Raw genomic sequence first — 21,465 nt, 5'->3', positions numbered from 1 at the left:
TTTACTTTCAGTAATGATTAGGTTATAATATTCATTGCTGACTTAAAGTGTCTGAATAGCTCAGCTGGATAGAGCAATAGCCTTCTAAGCTATCGGTCGGGGGTTCGAATCCCTCTTCAGACGCCATAAAAATAAATTTAACTACCTCAATGAGGTGGTTTTTTTACTAGTACAGTTGACAACTGTCTCAATGGGGTATATAATTAAGTTGAGGTGGTAATATGAAAAATAATATTCAGACTATAAGAGAAAACCTAGGATTAACACAAACTGAGTTTTCAAATAAATTAAACATACCTGTAAAGTCAATTAGAAATTGGGAACAAAACATAAGAGTTCCAAGTAATTATATTGTTGAAATGATTGCAGATTGTATACTCAGAAAAAGACTTGAAGAATATATGATTTATGATAAACATTTCATGCCATCATTTTTAATGATAAAAGAAAAAGTCGAAAATGTATTTTCTAAGTACAATATAGATAAAGCATATCTATACGGATCATATGCTAAAGGAACGCAAACACCTCAAAGTGATATTGATCTATATATGATATCTGATATTGACGATTTAGACTATTTTGGTGTTATAGAAGAATTAAGGACTATATTAAATAAAAAAATAGATTTATTAAGTAATAAAACTGTAAAATCAGATAGTCCAATAGTAAATGAAATTAAAGAGACAGGAATATTGATATATGAAAGATAAAAAGTATATAGAAAGAATTATTGCTTACTGTAACAAAATAGCAAGGTATTTAGACGGTGTTAGTAATATTGAAGCATTTGAGAGTAACGAGGAAAAAGTTGACGCTGTTTTGTTAAACCTAGAGCAAATTGGTGAAACTGCCAAAAAACTATCAGACGATATTAAGCATAATACAACAACTATAGAGTGGAATAAAATAATTGGTTTAAGAAATTTAATTTCGCATGAATATGAAGGTGTAGATTTAACATTAATATTTAATGTCGCAAGAATTAGTATTCCGGATCTTTTGAGTAAACTAGTCAAAATCAAAATTTAAAAGTTTAAGTTACACTTTTACAAGTAAATGTACCATTTGAACAGGTATTTAGTATAGAACTCAATGCATGAAGAGACACTATCATCCTTGTTTACTGGAAGGACATAGGTATATTGTTACCACACAATAATTTATATATCAAATATTCAATGATGTCACCCAAAAAGGTGGCATTTTTTATTTGATTGAAGTATCATAATACTGATAACAAAATTTCATATAATAAACTAAGAATCGAGAAATCATATGCACATCAAAATAATAGAAAATTACCAACCTAAAAATGAACAAGAAGCAATTGATAAACTAGCAATGCTTGATTTTGCTAAAAAGAATCCAGATGCACTTTTTAGAACAAACTTAATCGCTCATTTTTCAAACTCAGCAATCATACTGAATTCATCACTTACAAAAGTGTTATTTGCTAATCATCTTATCTATAAATCCTGGGGATGGATTGGTGGACATAATGATGGTAATCCAAATTTTTTAGAGATTCTATTGGAAGAGGCAACAGAAGAAACTGGGGTTAAAAATGTTTCTCCATTATTTGATGAACCAGTAGCACTTGATAATATTCTTGTTCATAACCATATTAAACGCGGTCATTATGTTGGAGATCATATACATATGAATCTAACTTATTTACTTATAGCTGATGAAAATGAAGCACTTGTAACTAAGATTGATGAAAATAGTGGCGTTCAATGGTTTGACTTAGATGATGTTTTAAATCATGTGACAGAAGAAAGAATGATTCCTATTTATCAGAAAATATTTTCATATATTAAAACGATAAAAATATGAAACGATGGAAATAAACTGAATTAAAAAATAAAAAAGTACAGGATTATATGACTATGACTTCATATAACGCTGTACTTTTTGTAATCTATCGTATAGAAACAGCAATACCTAATGCTTCTGGACCAGTATGTATGGCAAGTGCAGGGGTAATGTTTGAAATGTTAAAGTTCTTAATAAAAGGTAAGGATGCTTTAATTTTTTCTGATAACTGATTTAGATCGAGTAAGCTATCACTATTCATAAGTGTTACATCGTAAGATTTACTATCACCAACAAATGTTTTAACTTGTTCAATTAATTCATTAACTGCATGTTGATATCCTCTTTGTTTCTTAACAGTATAATAAACACCTTCAGGATTACATGTAATCACAGGTTTTATTTTAAGAATATCTGCAACTGTTGCAGAGACTAAACCAATTCGACCGCCTCTTTTTAAATAAACAAGTTTATCAACTGTAAAGAATACTTTTTTAAGTGTTAAACGTTGGTTAATGGATTCGATAATCATATCAAAATCTTTACCGGATTGAATCATGTCAAGTGCTTCAAGTGAACTATAACCACTCGCCATACTGATATTCTTAGTATCAATAATGTGGATGTTAAGCCCTTTATAATCTTCAGCAATTTGTCTGATGATGTTCATGGTTCCACTTAAACCTTTTGATATAGGAATACAAATTACATGTGTAAACCCATCTTTTTTGATCAAGTCGAAGGTTTCTTCAATATCTTTAGGACTTGGTAGTGAAGTTGTAACTTTTTTGTGGTCAATCTGAGATAACACTTCTTTTAATGTAATCTCTTTCTTATCGATATATTCTTTACCATCAATAATAATGCGTAGTGGTAATATATAGAGTGGTAAACCTTTTAAATCTATTTGAATATCTGAACCTGAATCTGCAAGTATTGCGATTTTTTGCATTGTTTATTCTCCTTAGGAATTAGTATTTATTTTTGAAAATAGATATCTAGATAGCATGACCGAAGTGAATGCTAAGGTTGCTGTTTTTAAAGGTAGTAAATCAATAGAAACTCGTTTTAAATAATAAGTTGTATCTGGTTTTTCTAATAACTCATTTACTGAAGTTTTCAGTGATTGTTCTAAAAACTCAACAAAAGTATCATAAGCCTCAACCCTGCCTAAAACTGTTGTTAAGTGTAAAATACCCTTTTGAACATCTTTTAAATTACCAACCTGTTTTAAAACTGTAATGGTTATAAGAAATGCAACATGAGATTTCTTATATTTTTTGTTTATAGGTGGTGTCATTATTTTGTTTTTGACATAATTGTTAATCATAGATGCTGTCATCATATTGTCTTTTTGTTCTGGGTAGTTTATAAAAATATATTTTAACTGATTATTAACATATGAAATAACTTGCTCAGAATATAATTCTATATCCGGTAAATCATTCCATCTAGGTAATCTCATAGACTCAACATTTTGAATCCATTCTTTGATTTCTAAATCCATCATAACCTCCATCTAGTTATTGATACTAGGTTATCACGTTTTAATAACTTTATCAATGCATATGCAACTTTAACGAAGAAAAGTATCCTAAAACATGAGATATGATATAATTTACATAAATAGTATGAGGTCTAAGTTGATGGTTTATGAAAAGTTAAAAGAAGCATTTGATATGGTTGGAGTAATTGATGCAAATCGATATTTATCCAAGCGATTTGACGCAAACTTAATAGGTTATGAATCTATTTTTGTTGTTGGACTTGGCTATCCTAATGCATATTTAAAACATGAAAGAGACCGATTAACGGCTTCAATGTATACATATGGGTTTGATTATCATGATGTGATGAAAACACTGATGCATGAGACTTTAAAAGGTTTAGATATTGAATATAAAGCGCTTGTTGATAATCACACCATTAATGAACGTAAATGCTTAGAAATGACGGGTTTAGCATTTCATGGAAAAAATAACCTGATGATACATAAAGAATTAGGAAGTTATTTCTTTATAGGACTCGTCTTAACAAAAGAGAAGTTTCCTGAGGTTATTGTAGAAAATAATGATTCATGTGGTACATGTACCATATGCATAAAAGCTTGTCCTGTAAAAGCGCTAGATAATGGTTTTGATTGGGACACATGCATTAGTGGTTATAATCAAGCCAAAAGAAGTTTAACAGAAGAAGAAATTGCTAAAAATGCATTACTGATGGGCTGTGACATATGTCAAAGAGTTTGTCCATACAATAAAGACGTGAATTCAACTAAAACAGAAGCGTTTCACGCCAAACCAACAGCCTATGTATTAATCGATGACTTATTTGACTTGTCACAAAAAGAATTTATGAATAAATATGGAAAACATGCATATACATGGAGAGGTAAAACGATTTTACTTAGAAATGCATTAACCATACTTCTAAGACAAAAAAATACTAATTATAATTCAAAAATTGAGGCATCTATACATGATGATAAATATCCATCATGGTATAAAAAAGATGCTCAATATATCTTAAGTAAGCTAGAAAAATTTGACATAAACGAATCGAGTGAATAAAATACTATGAATTCAATCATGAATATGGAAAATATCCTTACTTTTAAGGATAGAAATGAACTTAGAACATGGTTTTTAAACATAAGTGATCAATTTCCTTTTTGTTGGCTATATGTAAGTATAAAGCCTAAAGAAAATACACTGTTATATTTAGATGTTGTTGAAGAAGCTATTTGTTTTGGATGGATTGATAGTGTAAAAGTTTCTTATAAGGAAGGAGTTTTTCTTCAAAGAATTTCACCAAGAAGGAAAAAAAGTCATTGGACAGAACTCAACAAAGAACGAGCTAGAAGATTAATCAAGTTAGGATATATGACAAAAAAAGGTTATGAAACCTTACCTGATTTAGATTCAACATATCTATTTGATGAAATTATTTTAAATAAATTAGAAGAATCAAATGTTTTGGATACATTTAAAAGTTTCCCAATACTTTATCAGATTATACGCATGGACTCTATTATTCAAGTTAAAGAACAAAAATTATTATTTGAAAAGAGAATTCATAAATTAATCTCTGAGACAAAACTTGGAAAAATGTATGGTTCTTGGAATGATTTTGGTAGATTAATAGATTATTAAGTATCATCCATTATCATTTCACTTCATATTACTTAAAATTTCATGTATAATTATAAAAACTTTAAAGGGGTATTTTATGAAAATTGACAAAGGGTTTTATCTAACGATTCTACCGTTATTAACAGGTTTATTGGTATATATGTTTTCAACTAAGGATATATATGCACTCATAACATTTTTAGTACTAGAATGTATTTTCTTTATACATATGTTCATGGTGTATCGAAAAGATAAATCTAATAACCTTGTTTCGCATAAAAATGTCATCTTCAATATAGAAATTCTAATCATAGGAACACTGAGTTTCATTGGGTTATACCTTTTAAAAACCTATGCTGTAACGGAATTTTCTATAACGAATTTTTTCTTCATTGCACTTGTTATATTACATGCAATACCATTTGGATTTATGATAGGCGTAGGAATCAAGCTACTTCATAAAAATACTTATTCCTTCACGCGTTCGAAAAAAATATTTTACATGATACTGATCATATTATCTTTAATAGGTCAAACCATATCATTCCTATTGGCTCCAACATTTCAATCGTTTCATACGGAAGTTACATTTCATTACTATTTATTGAGTGCTATAATGGTTGGGTTACCTGTGAGTATCATATTAGGTGTACTTAAGCTAATTCCTTTATTAAAAGAGAAAAGATAATATTAAAAATGCGTTCTTTTACCCAAAAGAACGCTTTTATTTATACACTGGATTTAGTTAAACTATTGAAAGTAATAAAAGTATGATATATATTGTACCAAAAGTTAAACCAACAACGAAAACCGTTAAAAATGTCAGCATTAAAATTTTATCGTATCGAACTTTTCTTTTAAGGTTACCTTGTTGGAAAAGATAAGGTTTTTCCATTTCAAAATCTGGTTCTAAATCATCTTTGTCTTTTTCACTACTTAACAATGTACCATCTAAAAATGGATTTTTAGCATCCATTTCATCGACACCACGATCATATTCTTTTTTTGAATATGCTTGTCTTCGAGTTTGAAATCCTTTGTTAGGGATTGGTTCATTCTTAACATTGAAATTTGGTCTATCTGGTCTCATATTTTACACCCCTTGTGGTTATTATAGTATAATCAAGTCATAAAGTATATTAATTTGATAATATGAATGGAGGATTTATGAGATTAGATGGTTTTGGATTATTTGTTAATGACATGTCTAAGATGATTCAATTCTATAGAGATGTTTTAGGTTTCGAGATTAAGGAATCCCTTGATACAGAGCATGTTTACTTAATAAAAGATCAAACACTCTTTTTACTTTATGGTCGAAAAGATATAGAAAAACTGACGAAGCAGTCTTTTAATTATGCGGACGGCGTACATGGACATATAGAAATTGCTTTATATGTTGATACGTTTGAAGAAGTTGATCTCAGGTTTGAAGCAGTCATTTTAAAAGGTGCAACACCCATTAAATATCCAGATACAATGCCTTGGGGTCAAAGAACATGTTATATTGCTGATCCTGAGGGTAATCTCATTGAAATTGGTTCATTCAATAAACCTTTTCGATTAGAATAACTATTTAAGTTAAGAACTCTACAATATAATCAATCGTTTGGTCTTGTTGTTCTTTAATACTTATTAAAGCATTACCATCACCTGATTGAACACCATACCAACCAAAACCTGCATGATTGCCACCTGGAATGGTTTTTGTTTCATAAGATACATAATTGGAATAACTTAATAGATAAGCATTAATATTTAAAACCAGGTCATTTTCTGCACGAATGAGTAATACATCTGCATGCATTATTAAATTGGTTGTATAGCTTCCCAGTAATATTAGTTTTGAAACTCTAGCATCATTGGCTAGTAATCCGCCAACTGTACCACCTAAAGAATGACCGATTACAATATTGTCCAGTTCATTCGATAAAAATTTATTAAAATGAAATGGCGTTAAAATTGCTAGATGAAATAAATTCTTAGTTACATGAACTTGATATCCTTCAAGTGCTAGTTGATAAGCTAAATATAAATAGCTTTCAGCATATACTTTCCCACCGGGTATAAATACAATGTTTGCAACAGGATTCTCTGGAATGAGTGTGATGACATCCCACTCATTTTTTAATTCAAAAGAGTCTCTTTCTAAAAGTTCAATTTCTGTATACATTTCATCAAGTGGTTTAGATGCATCCAATGTATAGATATATAAACCAACAATCATTAGTAATATTAAAGATGTAATAGAAATTAATAACCACTTCATAATTTTTTTAAATATCTTCATATTTAAGATCACTCACTTTCTTATACCATTATTATATGATACATCTTCATCAAATGATTATTTATATATTTATAAAATTTCAAGTATTTTGATATCTCCTATGATACAATGAAAATATAATATACTATGAGTATGAATTAACATATTTATTTGGGAGAAAAGATATGTGAGTTCGATAGTAAAATGAAGCAGGTTATAAATTTAAATGGAACATGAATCCATCATTTTAAAGCTTCAAGAAAAGTATAAACTTAATATGATGAAAGATATATTGTTTGCAGATAGCAGACAAGTCTTTTTCGTATGTGATTTGAATGAATTACCTAAAAAGTGCTATATTATTAATGGAAATCTAGAACAAATTGGTTTACCTCATTTTGAAGAGATTGAGGCTAAAAACCTACTTAATTTTGTTGAACCCAATAACTTACTGGCAGATGTTGAAGGTAAATATAATTTCATCGAATCTATTAAAAATCAGTTTAATACATTTTATGACGAATTATTCTTATATATACCAGTCAAAAGAAATCCAGAACCCCTTTGGTTATATGTAGGACTTAGAAGAAATAAAACATATAATCTTGTATTAGGACATGTTTTTAGAGTATATGAAAGCACACCGATTGATATTATTCATTATCAAAAGACTTATCAAGATTCACTAACAAGACTTTTTAGTAGAGAAACATTAAAAAAACACATGAGCTATCTAAGCAATACAGAACGTTCTTATTTTCTATATTTAGATATTGATGGATTCAAACGTATTAATGATCAATATGGACATCAAGCAGGTGATAAGTTTTTAGTAGATATTGCAGACTTCTTTATTCAAAATTGGGAATATAATGTTTTATATTACAGGTTAGGTGGGGATGAGTTTGCAATGTACTGTTATGATCATTCTGAAGAAGATATCATCAATCGTGCTAAAAAATTAATTGAAAGCATAGAAAATTTAAACGAAATTTCTAAAGCACTAGGTATTAGTGTATCGATTGGAATTGTAAAAATCACTCCAACCAATAAAGATTATCATATGCTCCTTAACTTAGGGGATGATGCGATGTATAAGTCTAAAATAAAAGGCATTGGAAATTATACGTTGAGCAAATAGAAACATCAAACTAGCAATTTGCATTTCATAAGCAAATTGTCTTTTCTTTTTTTGATATAATAACATAGATACAAATTGGAGGTAAACATAATGAAAATAGGTTTTATGGGTTGTGGACGTATGGGTGAGGCGATGATCCAAGGTATGGTAGCATCTAAAAAGTTTAAACCAAGTGATATTTATGTGCATACACTTACAGATGAACGATTAAAGTATATTGAAAATACCTATGGTGTTTTAACACGTTCTAGTAATGCCTTAGTCGCTCAAGAAGTAGATTACATTGTTATAGCGGTAAAACCTAATGCATATTTAGATGTTATTACTGAAATTTTACCCTTATTAAAAAAACATCAGACAATTATATCAATAACACCTTCATTTACAATTGAGAAATTAACGCTTATGACAAAGGGGATTCCAAATATTGTAAGAACAATTCCTAATACACCTTCTATGGTTGGGTATGGTATGACAGGGATGAGCTTTAATGAAGGGCTTGACCCAAGAATTATTGATGATGTATATTCTATATTTATAAGTTTTGGTGCATGTGTCAAAATTGATGAAAAAAAGTTAAACATTTTAAGTACTATCAGTGGTTCATCACCAGCATTCATAATGACTTTTATGAAATCACTTATGGATTACGGAATTAATATGGGTTTAACTGAAGAAGTTGCTAAAACATTAACAGTACAATCTTTTATTGGTACTGGATATATGGTTCAATCATCTCATTTAAAACTTGAAGAACTCATTGATCATGTATGTTCCAAAGGAGGTTCAACCATTGAAGGAGTGGAAGCATTAAAAAAAATAGAAATTGAGAAAAACATTCAACATGCTATCCATCAAACAACTATAAAGTTTGATAAAATGAATAAATAAAAATAAATTAAAAAAGCATCTATAGTTAACATCTTAAAAGATCAAGATGAATATAGATGCTTTATTTATACGTTATCTTTTAAACCAATAGCCAAAGGATTTACCACCACCACCTTTAAAGGGTGATTTAAGACCTTTAAAGATGAAAAGTGGGAATATGTATGTAAGTGAACCACCGAAACCAAATAGAATGATTCCTAAGATAATCCATAGTATGGTTTCCCATGTAAATTCAAAGGTTTGGCTTCTAGGAATTGAACCGAAGTATTCATACTGATTGTATAAGTATTCATCGATAAAGGAATCATAGTTATATGAAGAATAGTCATAGATATCTAGATATATTTTTTCAAGTAGTTTAAAGTAAAATTGCATTAATTTTAAATCATAATTGAAATCAGGAACAAGTGGATCATAAAAATACGTATCCATCAAATTTGAAGCTTCAAATGCTGATAGATACGTACTCATACGAGCACCAATTTCTACTAACACATTCGAAACTAGAGAATCCTCACCATCTCTTGTAAAGAATAAAATGATCAAGATACCCATATCGTTTTCACCAATACCCCACTCATTAAAAAGTGTAGTGGAATCCAGGTTAGATTCAAGTTCATAGGTAGCAACAACTACCACTTGAGAACCTCTGATAGAAAAGTCTATATCATTTGATTTGGAATCCTCATAAAGCTCAACCCCATAATCAAAAATCGTCCATTGAGTGGCGTTTAATAAGATGTGGTCATCATCATGAATATAGAATAATTCAGATGGATGTAGGGTTTTTACATTACTAGCTTCGCAACTTACCAAAAAGAAGACGGTAAAGAGTAACAAAAGTATATAGAAACCTCGTTTTAAGAGATTAGACATAGTATTAATTAAATGTTGGTAATGGTGTATTATAATTTGTCAATTCGAAGGCTTCATATGTTCCATTTGAACCAACGAATAAATTATTAGGAAACATTTGAATATGGTTATTATGTCCAGTTACTGAAGTATTGTATTGTGTAATTGCATATACAACAGCATTTGTTGATGCTGAGAACTCTGACATAAAACCAGCATAAAGGTTAACGGTATTATAAGAACTAGGATTATCTTCCATATAAGATACTAATGTAATGAAAGTAGAATCTAATTCTGTTATCGTGTCATTGATATTGGATAGATTACCTGATGCAATTGCATCTGCAAATGCTTCCCTAGCATCCATAATCGTTTCTAAATATCCTAAAACTGTAGCATTTGCACCTTCAATTGCATCAATAAAAGCAGAAATTTTCTCATAACGAGCAGAAAGTGTTGCATAAACATTCCCTCTTTTTTCGATGACATCATTGTTTTTAGCTACATAACCATTATATGCACTCATCCAAAGTACACCAAATAAACCAAATATTAAAACAACTGAACCAAGTAAAATATACAACTTTTTCAAGAATTTATCCCCCTAATCATGTAGAATGATTGATACTTTAATTATATTATTTTTTTATAAGATTACTAGATTTTTACATTTTACAGCCGTATAGTTACAGATTTAAACCATTCAATAGGAAAAATTAAATAGTTTACCGTTAAAATCAATCATAACTATTGGTAAAAAAAATCACATATTCTAAATAATTTATGTGTATGTAAAAATACTATTATGGTTTACTTTGACAATCCATGTATTTTAGTTTATAATCACTTTCGGATATAGAAAGAGAGTATTATGAACTTATTTAATGAGAAAAACATTCAACTGAATGTAACGTTGAAAACAAAACATGAATTATTTGAGTTTTTAGCAGAAACGTTACAAAATGATATGAGAATAACTTCCAAAGAACAATTTCTAGAAGGACTTTGGGCAAGAGAAAACGAAATATCTACAGGTATTGGTGATGGATTAGCAATTCCACATGCAAAAGATGCATCAGTGATATTTCCAACATTATTATTTATTCGATTGAATCAACCTATTGAATATCATGCACTCGATTCTAAACCTATAGATATTGTATTCTTAATAGCTATGCCATCAAGTTACCATAAAGAACATTTAGAGTTACTAAGTAAACTTGCAACATTCTTATTGAAAGATGATAATCAATCTAAGATAAGATCATGTGAAAATGAAGCATCAATTCATCAACTTATATCAGAGAACATTAAACCTTAAACATGAATTATAACTATTCATGTTTTTTATTTTTGGATATGTTAAAATAGGTGTAGAGGTGCTCTATGCGTGTAGAATTCTGGTTTGATTTTAACAACGAAAGTTACGAAACGTTAAAAGCGTTTGAAATGGCATATAAAGACTTTTATCATAAGGATAAAGTCGATGTCTTTTTTAGATCATTGCCGAAAGTAGAACCGAACTATATTTTTCATGATTGTTATCAATATGGTAGAAGAAAGAAACAAGGCATTAAATATTTAATGGAGATTTTTGAAATTTATCAATCTAATAAAAATTTATTAACATCAATTGATCGTTTAGGTAAATTTTTTATAGATATCAATGAATTAAAAGCGGATTTATTAAACCAAAACTGTAGAAAATTTGTATTAAATCAATTGGAACATGCTGAACTTCAAAAGATCAATGAAACACCTACACTTGCTTTTACGCATGGGTTAAGATTATCTGGAAAAGTTACAAAAGAAGATATTTTATCTACTTTTATTAAAATGTATGAAAAGGATACAGGAATTAAATATTGTATTGAAGAAGATTGTGAAAGATGATGTGATTATCATCTTTTTTTGTATATTAACAACATTTTTCTCATTAAAATGGTATACTTGAAAAGGTTCAAAAACCAAAGAATCAAATATATTTAGAAATAAGGGATAATACATGGCAATTTTATTTAACGATTTACCAATTTTAGAAACAACCAAAGAAGCCTTAAAACAATTAGGTTTTGAAGAGGCGACTCCAATTCAAGAATTAGCAATTCCTAAGATGATTAGCGGATTAGATTTAATCGGACAAGCACAAACAGGAACAGGAAAAACTTTTGCATTTGCAATACCAATGGTAGAAAAAATCGATGCAGATTTAAAAGCAATCCAAGGACTGATATTAACACCTACTAGAGAATTAACGATGCAAGTTTATAAAGAAATTATTAAACTTGTTAAATTCTACCCTAACTTACGTGTAACAACAATTGTTGGTGGAGAATCTTATGACAAACAATTTAGAGAACTTGCAAGAAAACCGCATATCATTGTAGCAACTCCAGGTAGAATCATTGATCATATTGATAGAAAAACAATTGATTTGAGTCAAGTATCTATTTTAACATTAGATGAAGCTGATGAAATGTTAAAGATGGGTTTCCAAGAAGATTTAGAACGTATTTTACAAACAATTCCAAGCACAAGACAAACGGTTTTATTCTCAGCAACAATGCCACCTTTCATTAGAAAGATTGCAAACAACTATCAAAAGAATCCAGAATTACTTAAAGTAGAGGCTGAAACATTAACTGTAGATAAAATCATTCAAGGATATTATTTAGTTAAAGAAAGCGATAAAGCCAATTTATTAATGAGAATTTTAGATTCTGAAAATCCAAAGACTGCAATTATATTTGCAAATACAAAAGCGGATGTGGACAGAATCGCTGAAACCTTACAACAAAATCACTTTACTGCAGATGCGTTACATGGAGATTTAAAACAATCACAAAGAAACTATGTGATGAGTCGTTTTAGAAGTAAACAATTAAGTCTATTAATCGCAACGGACGTTGCTGCTAGAGGACTTGACGTATCCGATGTTGAAATTGTTATTAACTATGACTTACCACAACAAGATGAAATATATGTTCACCGTATTGGTAGAACAGGTAGAGCAGGTAAAAAGGGTAAAGCATTTACACTGGTTACACCTAGAAAACGTAAGATGATTGAAATATTAGCTAAATTTACAAAAGCTGAAATCAAACATTTAGAAGTACCAAATGACGAAGGCATTTATAAGCAAAGATTAAAATCATTTAAACATGATTTAAAGATTGCTTTAAGAAAAGAATATCCAAATCATTTAGAATTAATTGAGGATTTAATTACTGAAGAAATTACTAAAGAACAATTAATCAATTATCTTCTAAACCAAGTGATGCCTGAGAAGAAGACTTACGAAGCTATAGAAATTGTAAAAACAAAATCTTCAGAAGATCGCTCAAATAATAAAGATTTTAGAAGAGGTAAAACACAAGTTAGATCATCTAACGGAACTTACGTTGACTTTAAACTGAACTTAGGTAAGAAAGATGGATTAACACCTCCAGTCTTATTTAAATTCATGGAAAAAGAATACGGAATCTTCTCTAAAAATATTGGAGATATTAAGCATCACGCAAATGAAACAGTATTTGGACTTAAGAAAGAAACGATTAACCGCTTAAAAACAAACAAAAAAGTTTCTTATCAAGGTAAAGACGTATCCATTAAAGAAATTAATTGATAGCATATCCATGCTATCTTTTTTCTTTATCTATTAAAATAGACTTAAAGGAGGATGTATCAATGGGTAAAGTTATTTTATATTTAGCAATGTCGCTGGATGGTTACATTGCAGATGCTAAAGGTAATTATGCATTTTTAGAGCATTATAGTGATCCTGAAGTTTATAATTATCAAGCTTTTTTAGATAATTTAGGAACTGTAATAATGGGTAGAAAGTCCTTTGATCAGTTAAAGGATTTGAAAGAAACCTGGGAGTTTGATGGTTTTAAGACTTATGTATATAGTAGACATTACCATGAAGCAACAGAAAATATTGTTTTTACAAATGAAGATCCTAAAGAATTAATTAAGCGTATTAAACAAGAAAGTGATAAAGATATATGGTTATTTGGTGGAAGTGAAATTATTGACCTATTTGTTAAATCGCATGCAGTGGATGAGTATTGGTTATATTATGTTGCAGAAGTATTAGCAAGCGGGATTCCATTATTTAAAACTCCAGTCCTAGATGAAATGGTTGTACATAGTGTAAAGCAATATGGTAATATCGTAGAAATTAAACTTAAACCTAAGAAGCAATTATAAAAAAATGCTGATGTTTAATGGACATCAGCATTTTATTTTAAGTACATTATTGTTTAGGTTTTAAAGGATAAATTCCAGAAACTGGCAGTGTAAACATAAACCCAATGACATGTCGTTTGGAATCTTCAACGATTTTTTTAATTTCTCCAATGATATTTTCTTTATCGAAATTATCGGGTAATACTGTAAAAATTGTCTTTGAATATTTTTGGTCTGCATCTAAACTTCTTGAAAATGGACCGGATAATACAGAACTAAATACAGCATCTTGATTCATAATTGCTGATGCCATACCTTGAGATTCAATAATCGTTGCACCTTTGATCTTAAGTTCTACGAATTTATTTAAAATCTCATCCATATAGGATAAATCATTTAATACAATAAATAGTGCTTCCATTTACTTTACCTCTTTCTCTGTGTCTTCTTCAAACATTTGTTGATCAAATTGATCAAGTCCATATAATTCATCAGATTTTGTTAAAGCATATTTCGCAAAGATAGGTCCCATCGTTTCATAAACTAAGACGGATAACATGATAACTGCTGAGATGACTGGATACAGTCTTGACATTTGTACAGCCACAATGGTTAATAATCCGATTGAGACACCACCTTGTGGTAGAAGTGCGATACCCAAATACTTTTTGACATTTGGATGTGAATGACTGAAGAGTCCACCGGTTGTTATACCTAATATTTTACCACTTCCACGTGCAATAATGTATACTCCAGCGATTAATAAGATAACTGTGTCTTGTCTTAGGATACCTAAATCAAGAGATGCACCTGCTAATGTGAAGAAAATAATATAAAACGGAGTTGCTAAATCATTGATGGAACTAAATGTTTTATTTGGTTTTTTAACTAAATTAGCAACCGTTGCACCAATCATAATATTAGATAATAATGCACTTAAAGTGATGCCGTATGCTTCAGTATAGTGATTGAGTAATGCAATACCACCAACTGTTAGGAATACCGCAGTAATGGATAAAACTTGAATATCATCTCTAATACGGTCAAATTTATTTGCAAGTAAGGATAATCCTAAACCAATAATTATACCAAAAAAGAGTGAACCAAATACTTCAATAAATGGTTTTGAAATCATTAACCAAACTGGTAATGGATCTCCTTGTGGTAGTAATAATTGAGCAAAGGATAAGAAGAATCCAAACACGATAATACCGAAAATATCATCAAGTGCAGTAACTGGAACAATTGCTTTAGATACGGGTCCATATGCTCTATATTGTCTAATAACCATTAACGTTGCAGCTGGAGCAGTTGCAGCAGACATCGACGCTAAAATAAGTGCAAATGCAATAGACTCGTTACTAAATGGATTATATCCAGGAGATATACTGTCTGGTTTAGGAATAAATAACATGAGTAAGAATACAACTGACACTGCACCAATCACTTCGAATACAGTTAGTATAGTAATCTCTTTTCCCATTTTCTTTATCGATTTAACTGCAAATTCACTACCTATAGAAAATGCAATAAATGCTAAAGCTATCTCACTAATAAAATTAAATACATGTTGGTCATTTTCAGTAATGAAGCCACCATAATTTGGGAATATTAAAGCAAGCGATGGCCCAAGTAAAAGACCCAATACAAGATAACCTGAAACATTTGGTAGTTTTAATTTTCTAGCCAGTAAACTACCTATAAAACCGACAAACAAGACAACCGCTATTTTAAATAACAACAATCCTAAATCCATGTATATCACCTTTCTATATTTAATCGTCAAATTCAATTCTACAATATTAAAATATATTGTCAATGGGTAATCGGCTAACAAAAAATAAATGGGTTTATATACATAAATTTAATAAAAAATGATACAATAAATAAGAGAAGACATAGGAGGATATAAGATTGCATCTTTTTGACCAAATACCTGACAACCTATTTAATGTTTTATCTTCTCCAAACAAAAATATCTATGTGGATTGTTTGTTCATCATTTATGATGCTACAAACTCCATAGAGGATTCATTCCAAGGGGAAAGAAGTTTTGTAATTGGGAAACTTGTGGACTATTTTGATGATTTAAAAGAGACTTTTGAAATCGATGATGAAGAAAATTCAACATCACGTCAAAAAGCTGTTTCTGTCATTAATGTATTAAAGCAAAGTGGTTGGTTGGGTGAAGAAGAATTAGGGGATTATAAAACCTCTTTAAATCTCTTTGATTATTCGATAAAGATTATTGATTTATTAAAACGTATCCAAGTAGGAGAACAAACAGAATATACAGGAGAGATTTATACAGTCTACTCTCTTTTATCATCTTTCGAAATCCAAGATGGATTAACCATTATTGAACAATCCTATAAAAAAATTGAAGATGTTTTAAGAAAACTTAAGACATTAAAGGCTAACATATACCGTTATTATTTTGATCTTGTTAAAAGAGAAAGTAAAGATAACTTGCAACATGTTTTAGAAAGACTATTAGTAGATTATAAAACAAACTTCTTTGATAGTGCCTACTATCAATTAAAAACAACAGACTCACTTCCACGTTATAAACGAAGTATATTAGAAAGTATTTCTAAAATCTATATGCATGATACTTACTTAGATACACTCGCAAACCAAGCATTGGTTGCAAGAAGGAAATTAGAGTTTAATGAAGCATTTAGCTATGTTGAAGATAAAGTTAGATTTATTAAGGATTCCATTGATTCCATTGAATATTTAATTGAAGCAATCGATACTAAAAATGAACTCTATATAAATGCAGCAGCATCTAAAATAATGTTCTTAACAAATACCTCAGAGGATTTAGAAGGTTTACTCAATCGTTTATTTAAAATCATTTTAAAAGAAAAAACCTTTAATTATTCAGAAATATTTAACTTAACTCGTATGAGAAACTTGGATGATAATTCACTTCAAACCATTAGAAGACCAAGAATAGACCCAATTGTTGAAGAAGTAAATTATCAACAAGAAATATCAGATGAAGTTAAAGAACGTAAAATGGCTTCACTCTTAAAAGCAAACATTTTTTCTAAACAAGAAATTAATAAGTATGTTTCCTACATTTTAGGGGACTTACAATCTATTAAAGCAAGCGATATTGAATTAGAAACTAATGAAGATTTTGTAAAACTCATATTGATATTCTTATTTAGTAAGTCTGTGGGTATGATCTATGATGTTAGATTACTCAATTACGATGCAAGAATTCAAGATATCAAGTTTACTGAATTTGAAATATTTAAGAAGGGTTATAAGAAATGATGAATAAAAACCAAGCACTTAAAAAATTAAATGATGAGTTTATTCAATTAAAAGAAGCTGAAAAACTTGTTTTTTCAAGAATTGTTAATAAACTATTTCAAGTAAACTATATAACAAGAAAAAAAATAGCGGATGCAAATGATTACCGTTTTATACTTGCATATAAAGATATTTTTGATGCATATTTGGCACTTTCAGATTTTGAATTAACAATTGAAAGGCACGAAGAAGTTGTATATATTAAAAATATTTCAAACTTTAATCATTTTAGATTAAAGAAAGATGAAAGCATTGTCCTTTTAATCATTAGAATGATTTATCAAGCAAAAATGTCTTTAGTTACACTGGATGAAAATGTTGAAGTTTATTTATCAGATATTCACGAAGAACTTGCTAAAATCGGATATTTAGATAATAAAAGAATGACTAAAGAAAAACTAAAACCTGCACTACAATTACTTAGAAACTATAACATTATTGATTTCATGGATAGAAAACTAAATGATGATGCAAGAATTAAAATATATCCAACGATATTATTTGTGGTTAAAGTAGATTCCATTAAAGAGGTATTAGATCACTTAGATCAGTACTTACAAGGAGGTAGCGATCTTGAAGAAACTGACGAAGATTAAACTTGTTAACTGGCATTTATTCTCAGATCAAACGATAAAAATAGATGGTAATACCTTAATATCTGGTGAAAATGGTAGTGGTAAGTCCACACTACTAGATGCTTTACAATATCTATTAGTAGGCGGTAAGAGTGGAGCTAAATTTAATATTGCTGCAACCGATGAAGCTAAACGTACATTAGAAGGTTACATCCGAGGAAGAATTGGTGCAGAAAATAAAGAATTTATTCGACCAAATGATGTTGTCACACATGTGGCACTTGAGTTTTATGATGAACAAAGCGATGAGTTCGGAATTATTGGAAGTTTGTTAGAACTTCCTAAATTAGGAACTTTAAAAGAACGATTTTATATACTCAATAATGTAAATATTCATGATGGAATCTTTATGGAGAAAAATTTACCAAGAGATTACAGATCTATGAAGGCTTACTTAAAATCGTTACAAATTGAGTTTAATCCATTTAATTCACAAAAAGAATACCGTGATGCACTTGCTAAATATTTTGGTATTGATGCAAAGAAATACTCTAAGATCCTACCAAAGGCATTAGCATTTAGACCGATTGATTTACAAACGTTCGTTTTTGAGTTTTTACTTGATGATGAGCCAATTGATATTCAAAGTTTAAAGAATAACGTTACACAGCTCAAACGTGTTGAAGGTCAAATTAGACTGGATAGAGAAAAACTAGAACGATTAGATAAAATCACTACGTTAGGTGAATCACTTAATCAAAATTTAGAGCAAATCACAATCAATAAATTAATTGACCAAATGGCATTTATCGAAAAAAGAGAAAACTTCTTGAATAATTCAGAAGATCTTTTAGATAAAGTCAATGCGAAATATGAAGTACTTAAAAGAAAAAAAGAAGAGCTTGATCATCAGATAGAAACAAATGATGAAGCTATTTTAGAGTTAGAATCTTCTAAAATGGGTGATGATGTTACAAGAACTTTAAGTAATTTACAGGAACAACTTAAGAAGAAAGGAGATCAATACGAAGAACAAAAACAAATCGTATTGGACCTTCAAGAAAGTTTAAATCGAGAACTCGATTTATTTAAAGATTTTGTGCAACTGAACCCAAATACAAATATTTCAGGTTTTATTAAATATTATGGTTCTCATGAAGAAAATTCAAATGTATTAGAATTATCAAGTTATTTAGAAGGTGCAACCTCTGCTTTAAGTGGTTATCAACAAGCATTATCGATTGAAAGATCCAATCTTGAAAAGGATCGTTCTGAAATATTAAACAATTTAAGAATTGCAGAAGCTAGACTGAATGCTTTAAAGAAAAATGTTAAAACTTATCCTAGAAATGTTCAACAATTAATCGAAGCAATCAATTCCGATTTATCCAATTATTATAAAAAAGAAGTCCGAGTCAGACCTTTTTCAGATTTAATTGAGGTAAAAGACGAATCCTGGAGAAATGCACTTGAAGGTTACCTAAATAACCAACGTTTTGACTTAATTGTGGACCCTCTTTATTTTAACGATGCACTTGAAGTCTATGATCGTGTCAAAACGGAGTTATCTATTTATGGTGTAGGTCTTGTCAATACAAGTAAGATTGGTGAATATAATTCACATTTGCCAAACAGCTTAGCATCTAAGATTACAACCGATCATCCTTATGCTAAAAACTATGCCAATATGATCATGGGTCATGTCGTTACTGTTGAAAACTTAAATGAACTTAAAAATTATTCTAGAGCAATCACTAAATCGTGTATGACTTACTCAAATCATACAGCAAGACAAATTAATCCTAGAACATATGACACCCCTTATATTGGACAACAAGCAACTCAAATTCAAGTTGAAATGGATATGAACTTAGTTAAAGATCTAACTAAAGATCTTCAAAGAATTACAGATTTACTTGAAAAGAATCAAAAATCATTTAGAATACTGCAACAATCTAAATTACAACATATCCAATCAAGCAATCAAATTAGATATTTTGAAACAATTAAGCAAACCAGAAAAGAGTTTATTGACTTAGAAAATAAGGTTCATAATTTAGCTAAAAATCCTAAAATCACTGAACTTGATGCACAGTTACAAGATGAAAAGAATAAAAAACGTCAATTAAGACTCGATTATGAGCGTTTATCTGATCAGATGGCTGATTGCAGAAGTGAAAAAACTAGAATATTAGAAACGATTGATGAAGCAAGAAATGTTCTATCAGAATATATTGAAGAACAAAAGGATTGGAGTAAAAAATATCCAACACTTTTACCTGTTGCAAGTATTCAGTTTAAAGCACTTAAAGAAAAATATAGTGATAACTATGACTTGATTTCAAGAGATCTTGCACAATCGAGTGTAACGATTCAATCTCAAAATGCAAGAGCAGAAAATGAAGTGATTAATCTCATGAGACAATATATCATGCAATATCATTTTGGAGCAGCTCCTGACTTAAGCGAGTTAATTGAATTTGAAAAAGAAGCTGTACTCATTAGAGATAACAATTTACTTAAATATGAACAAGAAGCAATTGATTTAAGACGTTCTTCTGAAATTGGATTTAGAGAAGAGTTTGTTGGTAAATTAAGAGCATCCATTGAGGCTGCTCAAATTCAAATTGAGGAACTGAATTTAGCACTTACAGGTAAAAAGTTTGGTACAGATAGTTATCAGTTGATAACAAGACCTGCAGAAAACCCAGAGTTTAAAACCTATTATGATATTATCATGAGTAGTGAAGCAGTTTATAATCATACATTATTTACTGAGAACTTAACCAAGAAACATGAAGTTGTTTTAATGGAGTTATTCAATAAGATTGCATCCTTTGAACCGGAAAATGATAAGTTTGCACTCCAGTTTTTAGATTATCGATATTATATGAGTTATGATATTGAAGTCACATCTGAAAATGGTAATAAATCCTATTTCTCTAAAGTATCTAGAGAAAAATCTGGTGGTGAAACACAGGTTCCGTTCTACATTGTTATCGCTGCAAGTTTCCAACAATTATTAACCAAGAATAAACGAATTGATTCAGGTTGTATGGTTTTATTTGATGAAGCATTTAATAATATGGATGAATCCAGAATTGATGCGATGATGAAATTCTATAACTCATTAAGTATTCAACTCTTTATAGCAGTACCACCACAACGTGTAAGTAATATTATTAACTATGTCACAACATCCTTAGCAATTGTTAAAGACAATGATTTTGCAATTGTAGAATCATTTAAACGAGAGGTTATGTAATT

At 29.6% G+C, this 21,465-nt stretch carries 24 protein-coding genes and 1 tRNA gene; 17 read left to right on the top strand and 8 right to left on the bottom strand.

The window, feature by feature from the left end:
• Positions 1–49: 49 nt before the first annotated feature.
• The 4 genes from B5X49_RS06045 (at position 50) to B5X49_RS06030 (ending at position 1,839) form a co-directional block, all read left to right on the top strand.
• Positions 50–126 (top strand) — tRNA-Arg (locus B5X49_RS06045).
• 95 nt (positions 127–221) lie between these two features.
• Positions 222–713 (top strand): nucleotidyltransferase domain-containing protein, encoded by a 492-nt coding sequence (locus B5X49_RS06040; RefSeq protein ID WP_052669942.1) that lies wholly within the window; start codon positions 222–224, stop codon positions 711–713.
• The gene (locus B5X49_RS06035; RefSeq protein ID WP_045749141.1) at positions 703–1,032 is read left to right on the top strand and encodes a HepT-like ribonuclease domain-containing protein; all 330 of its coding nucleotides are present in this window, start codon (positions 703–705) and stop codon (positions 1,030–1,032) included. Before B5X49_RS06040 ends, B5X49_RS06035 begins: the two co-directional genes overlap by 11 nt.
• A 246-nt stretch (positions 1,033–1,278) precedes the next feature.
• Positions 1,279–1,839 carry an NUDIX hydrolase gene (locus B5X49_RS06030; protein WP_045749142.1) on the top strand — a complete coding sequence of 187 codons (561 nt, stop codon included), beginning with the start codon at positions 1,279–1,281 and terminating at the stop codon, positions 1,837–1,839.
• An 85-nt stretch (positions 1,840–1,924) separates the two neighbouring features.
• Here B5X49_RS06030 and B5X49_RS06025 read toward each other — a convergent pair whose 3' ends face one another.
• Together B5X49_RS06025 and B5X49_RS06020 are read right to left on the bottom strand one after the other, a co-directional pair.
• Positions 1,925–2,770: a DegV family protein gene (locus tag B5X49_RS06025; RefSeq protein WP_045749143.1), complete on the bottom strand. Its 846-nt coding sequence runs from the start codon at positions 2,768–2,770 to the stop codon at positions 1,925–1,927.
• A 12-nt stretch (positions 2,771–2,782) separates the two neighbouring features.
• Positions 2,783–3,325 (bottom strand): DUF1836 domain-containing protein, encoded by a 543-nt coding sequence (locus B5X49_RS06020; RefSeq protein ID WP_045749144.1) that lies wholly within the window; start codon positions 3,323–3,325, stop codon positions 2,783–2,785.
• A 139-nt stretch (positions 3,326–3,464) separates the two neighbouring features.
• Here B5X49_RS06020 and B5X49_RS06015 point away from each other — a divergent pair, with 139 nt between their 5' ends.
• The 3 genes from B5X49_RS06015 (at position 3,465) to B5X49_RS06005 (ending at position 5,637) form a co-directional block, all read left to right on the top strand.
• Positions 3,465–4,388: an epoxyqueuosine reductase gene (locus tag B5X49_RS06015; protein WP_052669945.1), complete on the top strand. Its 924-nt coding sequence runs from the start codon at positions 3,465–3,467 to the stop codon at positions 4,386–4,388.
• Positions 4,389–4,394: 6 nt separating this feature from the next.
• The gene (locus tag B5X49_RS06010; protein ID WP_211026755.1) at positions 4,395–4,970 is read left to right on the top strand and encodes a YdeI/OmpD-associated family protein; all 576 of its coding nucleotides are present in this window, start codon (positions 4,395–4,397) and stop codon (positions 4,968–4,970) included.
• 76 nt (positions 4,971–5,046) lie between these two features.
• Entirely contained in the window at positions 5,047–5,637 is a 591-nt protein-coding gene (locus tag B5X49_RS06005; RefSeq protein WP_045749145.1) for a hypothetical protein, read from the top strand.
• Between the two features lie 57 nt (positions 5,638–5,694).
• Here B5X49_RS06005 and B5X49_RS06000 read toward each other — a convergent pair whose 3' ends face one another.
• Entirely contained in the window at positions 5,695–6,039 is a 345-nt protein-coding gene (locus B5X49_RS06000) for a hypothetical protein (protein WP_045749146.1), read from the bottom strand.
• A gap of 77 nt (positions 6,040–6,116) precedes the next feature.
• On the opposite strand from B5X49_RS06000, the gene B5X49_RS05995 reads away from it, so the two are divergent.
• On the top strand, positions 6,117–6,521 hold the full coding sequence (locus tag B5X49_RS05995) for a VOC family protein (RefSeq protein ID WP_045749147.1): 405 nt from the start codon (positions 6,117–6,119) through the stop codon (positions 6,519–6,521).
• A 4-nt stretch (positions 6,522–6,525) separates the two neighbouring features.
• Here B5X49_RS05995 and B5X49_RS05990 read toward each other — a convergent pair whose 3' ends face one another.
• On the bottom strand, positions 6,526–7,218 hold the full coding sequence (locus B5X49_RS05990) for an alpha/beta hydrolase (RefSeq protein WP_159444498.1): 693 nt from the start codon (positions 7,216–7,218) through the stop codon (positions 6,526–6,528).
• Positions 7,219–7,444: 226 nt separating this feature from the next.
• Between B5X49_RS05990 and B5X49_RS05985 the strand changes: the two genes are divergently transcribed.
• Both B5X49_RS05985 and proC read left to right on the top strand, forming a co-directional pair.
• Positions 7,445–8,359 (top strand): GGDEF domain-containing protein, encoded by a 915-nt coding sequence (locus tag B5X49_RS05985; RefSeq protein ID WP_045749149.1) that lies wholly within the window; start codon positions 7,445–7,447, stop codon positions 8,357–8,359.
• A 90-nt stretch (positions 8,360–8,449) separates the two neighbouring features.
• Positions 8,450–9,250: a pyrroline-5-carboxylate reductase gene (proC, locus tag B5X49_RS05980; protein ID WP_045749150.1), complete on the top strand. Its 801-nt coding sequence runs from the start codon at positions 8,450–8,452 to the stop codon at positions 9,248–9,250.
• A 72-nt stretch (positions 9,251–9,322) separates the two neighbouring features.
• Here proC and B5X49_RS05975 read toward each other — a convergent pair whose 3' ends face one another.
• Entirely contained in the window at positions 9,323–10,066 is a 744-nt protein-coding gene (locus tag B5X49_RS05975; protein WP_143228546.1) for a hypothetical protein, read from the bottom strand.
• Positions 10,067–10,130: 64 nt separating this feature from the next.
• A complete protein-coding gene (locus tag B5X49_RS05970; protein ID WP_045749152.1) occupies positions 10,131–10,697 on the bottom strand; it encodes a LemA family protein in 567 nt (188 codons plus the stop codon).
• A gap of 279 nt (positions 10,698–10,976) precedes the next feature.
• Between B5X49_RS05970 and B5X49_RS05965 the strand changes: the two genes are divergently transcribed.
• The 4 genes from B5X49_RS05965 to B5X49_RS05950 all read left to right on the top strand — a co-directional run bounded on the left by B5X49_RS05965 (position 10,977) and on the right by B5X49_RS05950 (position 14,317).
• On the top strand, positions 10,977–11,426 hold the full coding sequence (locus B5X49_RS05965; RefSeq protein WP_045749153.1) for a PTS sugar transporter subunit IIA: 450 nt from the start codon (positions 10,977–10,979) through the stop codon (positions 11,424–11,426).
• Positions 11,427–11,491: 65 nt separating this feature from the next.
• Entirely contained in the window at positions 11,492–11,998 is a 507-nt protein-coding gene (locus B5X49_RS05960) for a hypothetical protein (RefSeq protein WP_045749154.1), read from the top strand.
• A gap of 112 nt (positions 11,999–12,110) precedes the next feature.
• Positions 12,111–13,730, top strand: coding sequence for a DEAD/DEAH box helicase (locus tag B5X49_RS05955; RefSeq protein WP_045749155.1), 1,620 nt, complete (start codon positions 12,111–12,113; stop codon positions 13,728–13,730).
• A 62-nt stretch (positions 13,731–13,792) separates the two neighbouring features.
• Positions 13,793–14,317, top strand: coding sequence for a dihydrofolate reductase family protein (locus tag B5X49_RS05950; protein WP_045749156.1), 525 nt, complete (start codon positions 13,793–13,795; stop codon positions 14,315–14,317).
• A gap of 46 nt (positions 14,318–14,363) precedes the next feature.
• On the opposite strand, the gene B5X49_RS05945 is transcribed toward B5X49_RS05950, so the two are convergent.
• Together B5X49_RS05945 and B5X49_RS05940 are read right to left on the bottom strand one after the other, a co-directional pair.
• Positions 14,364–14,717, bottom strand: a complete 354-nt coding sequence (locus tag B5X49_RS05945) for a hypothetical protein (RefSeq protein WP_045749157.1) — start codon at positions 14,715–14,717, stop codon at positions 14,364–14,366.
• The gene (locus tag B5X49_RS05940; RefSeq protein ID WP_045749158.1) at positions 14,718–16,052 is read right to left on the bottom strand and encodes a cation:proton antiporter; all 1,335 of its coding nucleotides are present in this window, start codon (positions 16,050–16,052) and stop codon (positions 14,718–14,720) included.
• A 158-nt stretch (positions 16,053–16,210) separates the two neighbouring features.
• On the opposite strand from B5X49_RS05940, the gene B5X49_RS05935 reads away from it, so the two are divergent.
• The 3 genes from B5X49_RS05935 to B5X49_RS05925 are packed head-to-tail and all read left to right on the top strand — an operon-like array spanning position 16,211 to position 21,463.
• Positions 16,211–17,584, top strand: coding sequence for a Wadjet anti-phage system protein JetA family protein (locus tag B5X49_RS05935; protein WP_045749159.1), 1,374 nt, complete (start codon positions 16,211–16,213; stop codon positions 17,582–17,584).
• On the top strand, positions 17,581–18,219 hold the full coding sequence (locus B5X49_RS05930) for a DUF4194 domain-containing protein (protein ID WP_045749160.1): 639 nt from the start codon (positions 17,581–17,583) through the stop codon (positions 18,217–18,219). Before B5X49_RS05935 ends, B5X49_RS05930 begins: the two co-directional genes overlap by 4 nt.
• Complete coding sequence (locus B5X49_RS05925; protein WP_045749161.1) at positions 18,197–21,463, top strand: ATP-binding protein; 3,267 nt, start codon at positions 18,197–18,199, stop codon at positions 21,461–21,463. The genes B5X49_RS05930 and B5X49_RS05925 overlap by 23 nt, the downstream gene beginning before the upstream one ends.
• Positions 21,464–21,465 lie beyond the last annotated feature (2 nt).

Origin of the sequence: Acholeplasma oculi, assembly GCF_900166985.1 — a bacterium.
GTDB classification, from domain to species: domain Bacteria; phylum Bacillota_I; class Bacilli_A; order Acholeplasmatales; family Acholeplasmataceae; genus Acholeplasma; species Acholeplasma oculi.
Note: the sequence above shows the minus strand (reverse complement) of the source record. Positions and strands in the feature narration are given on the sequence as shown.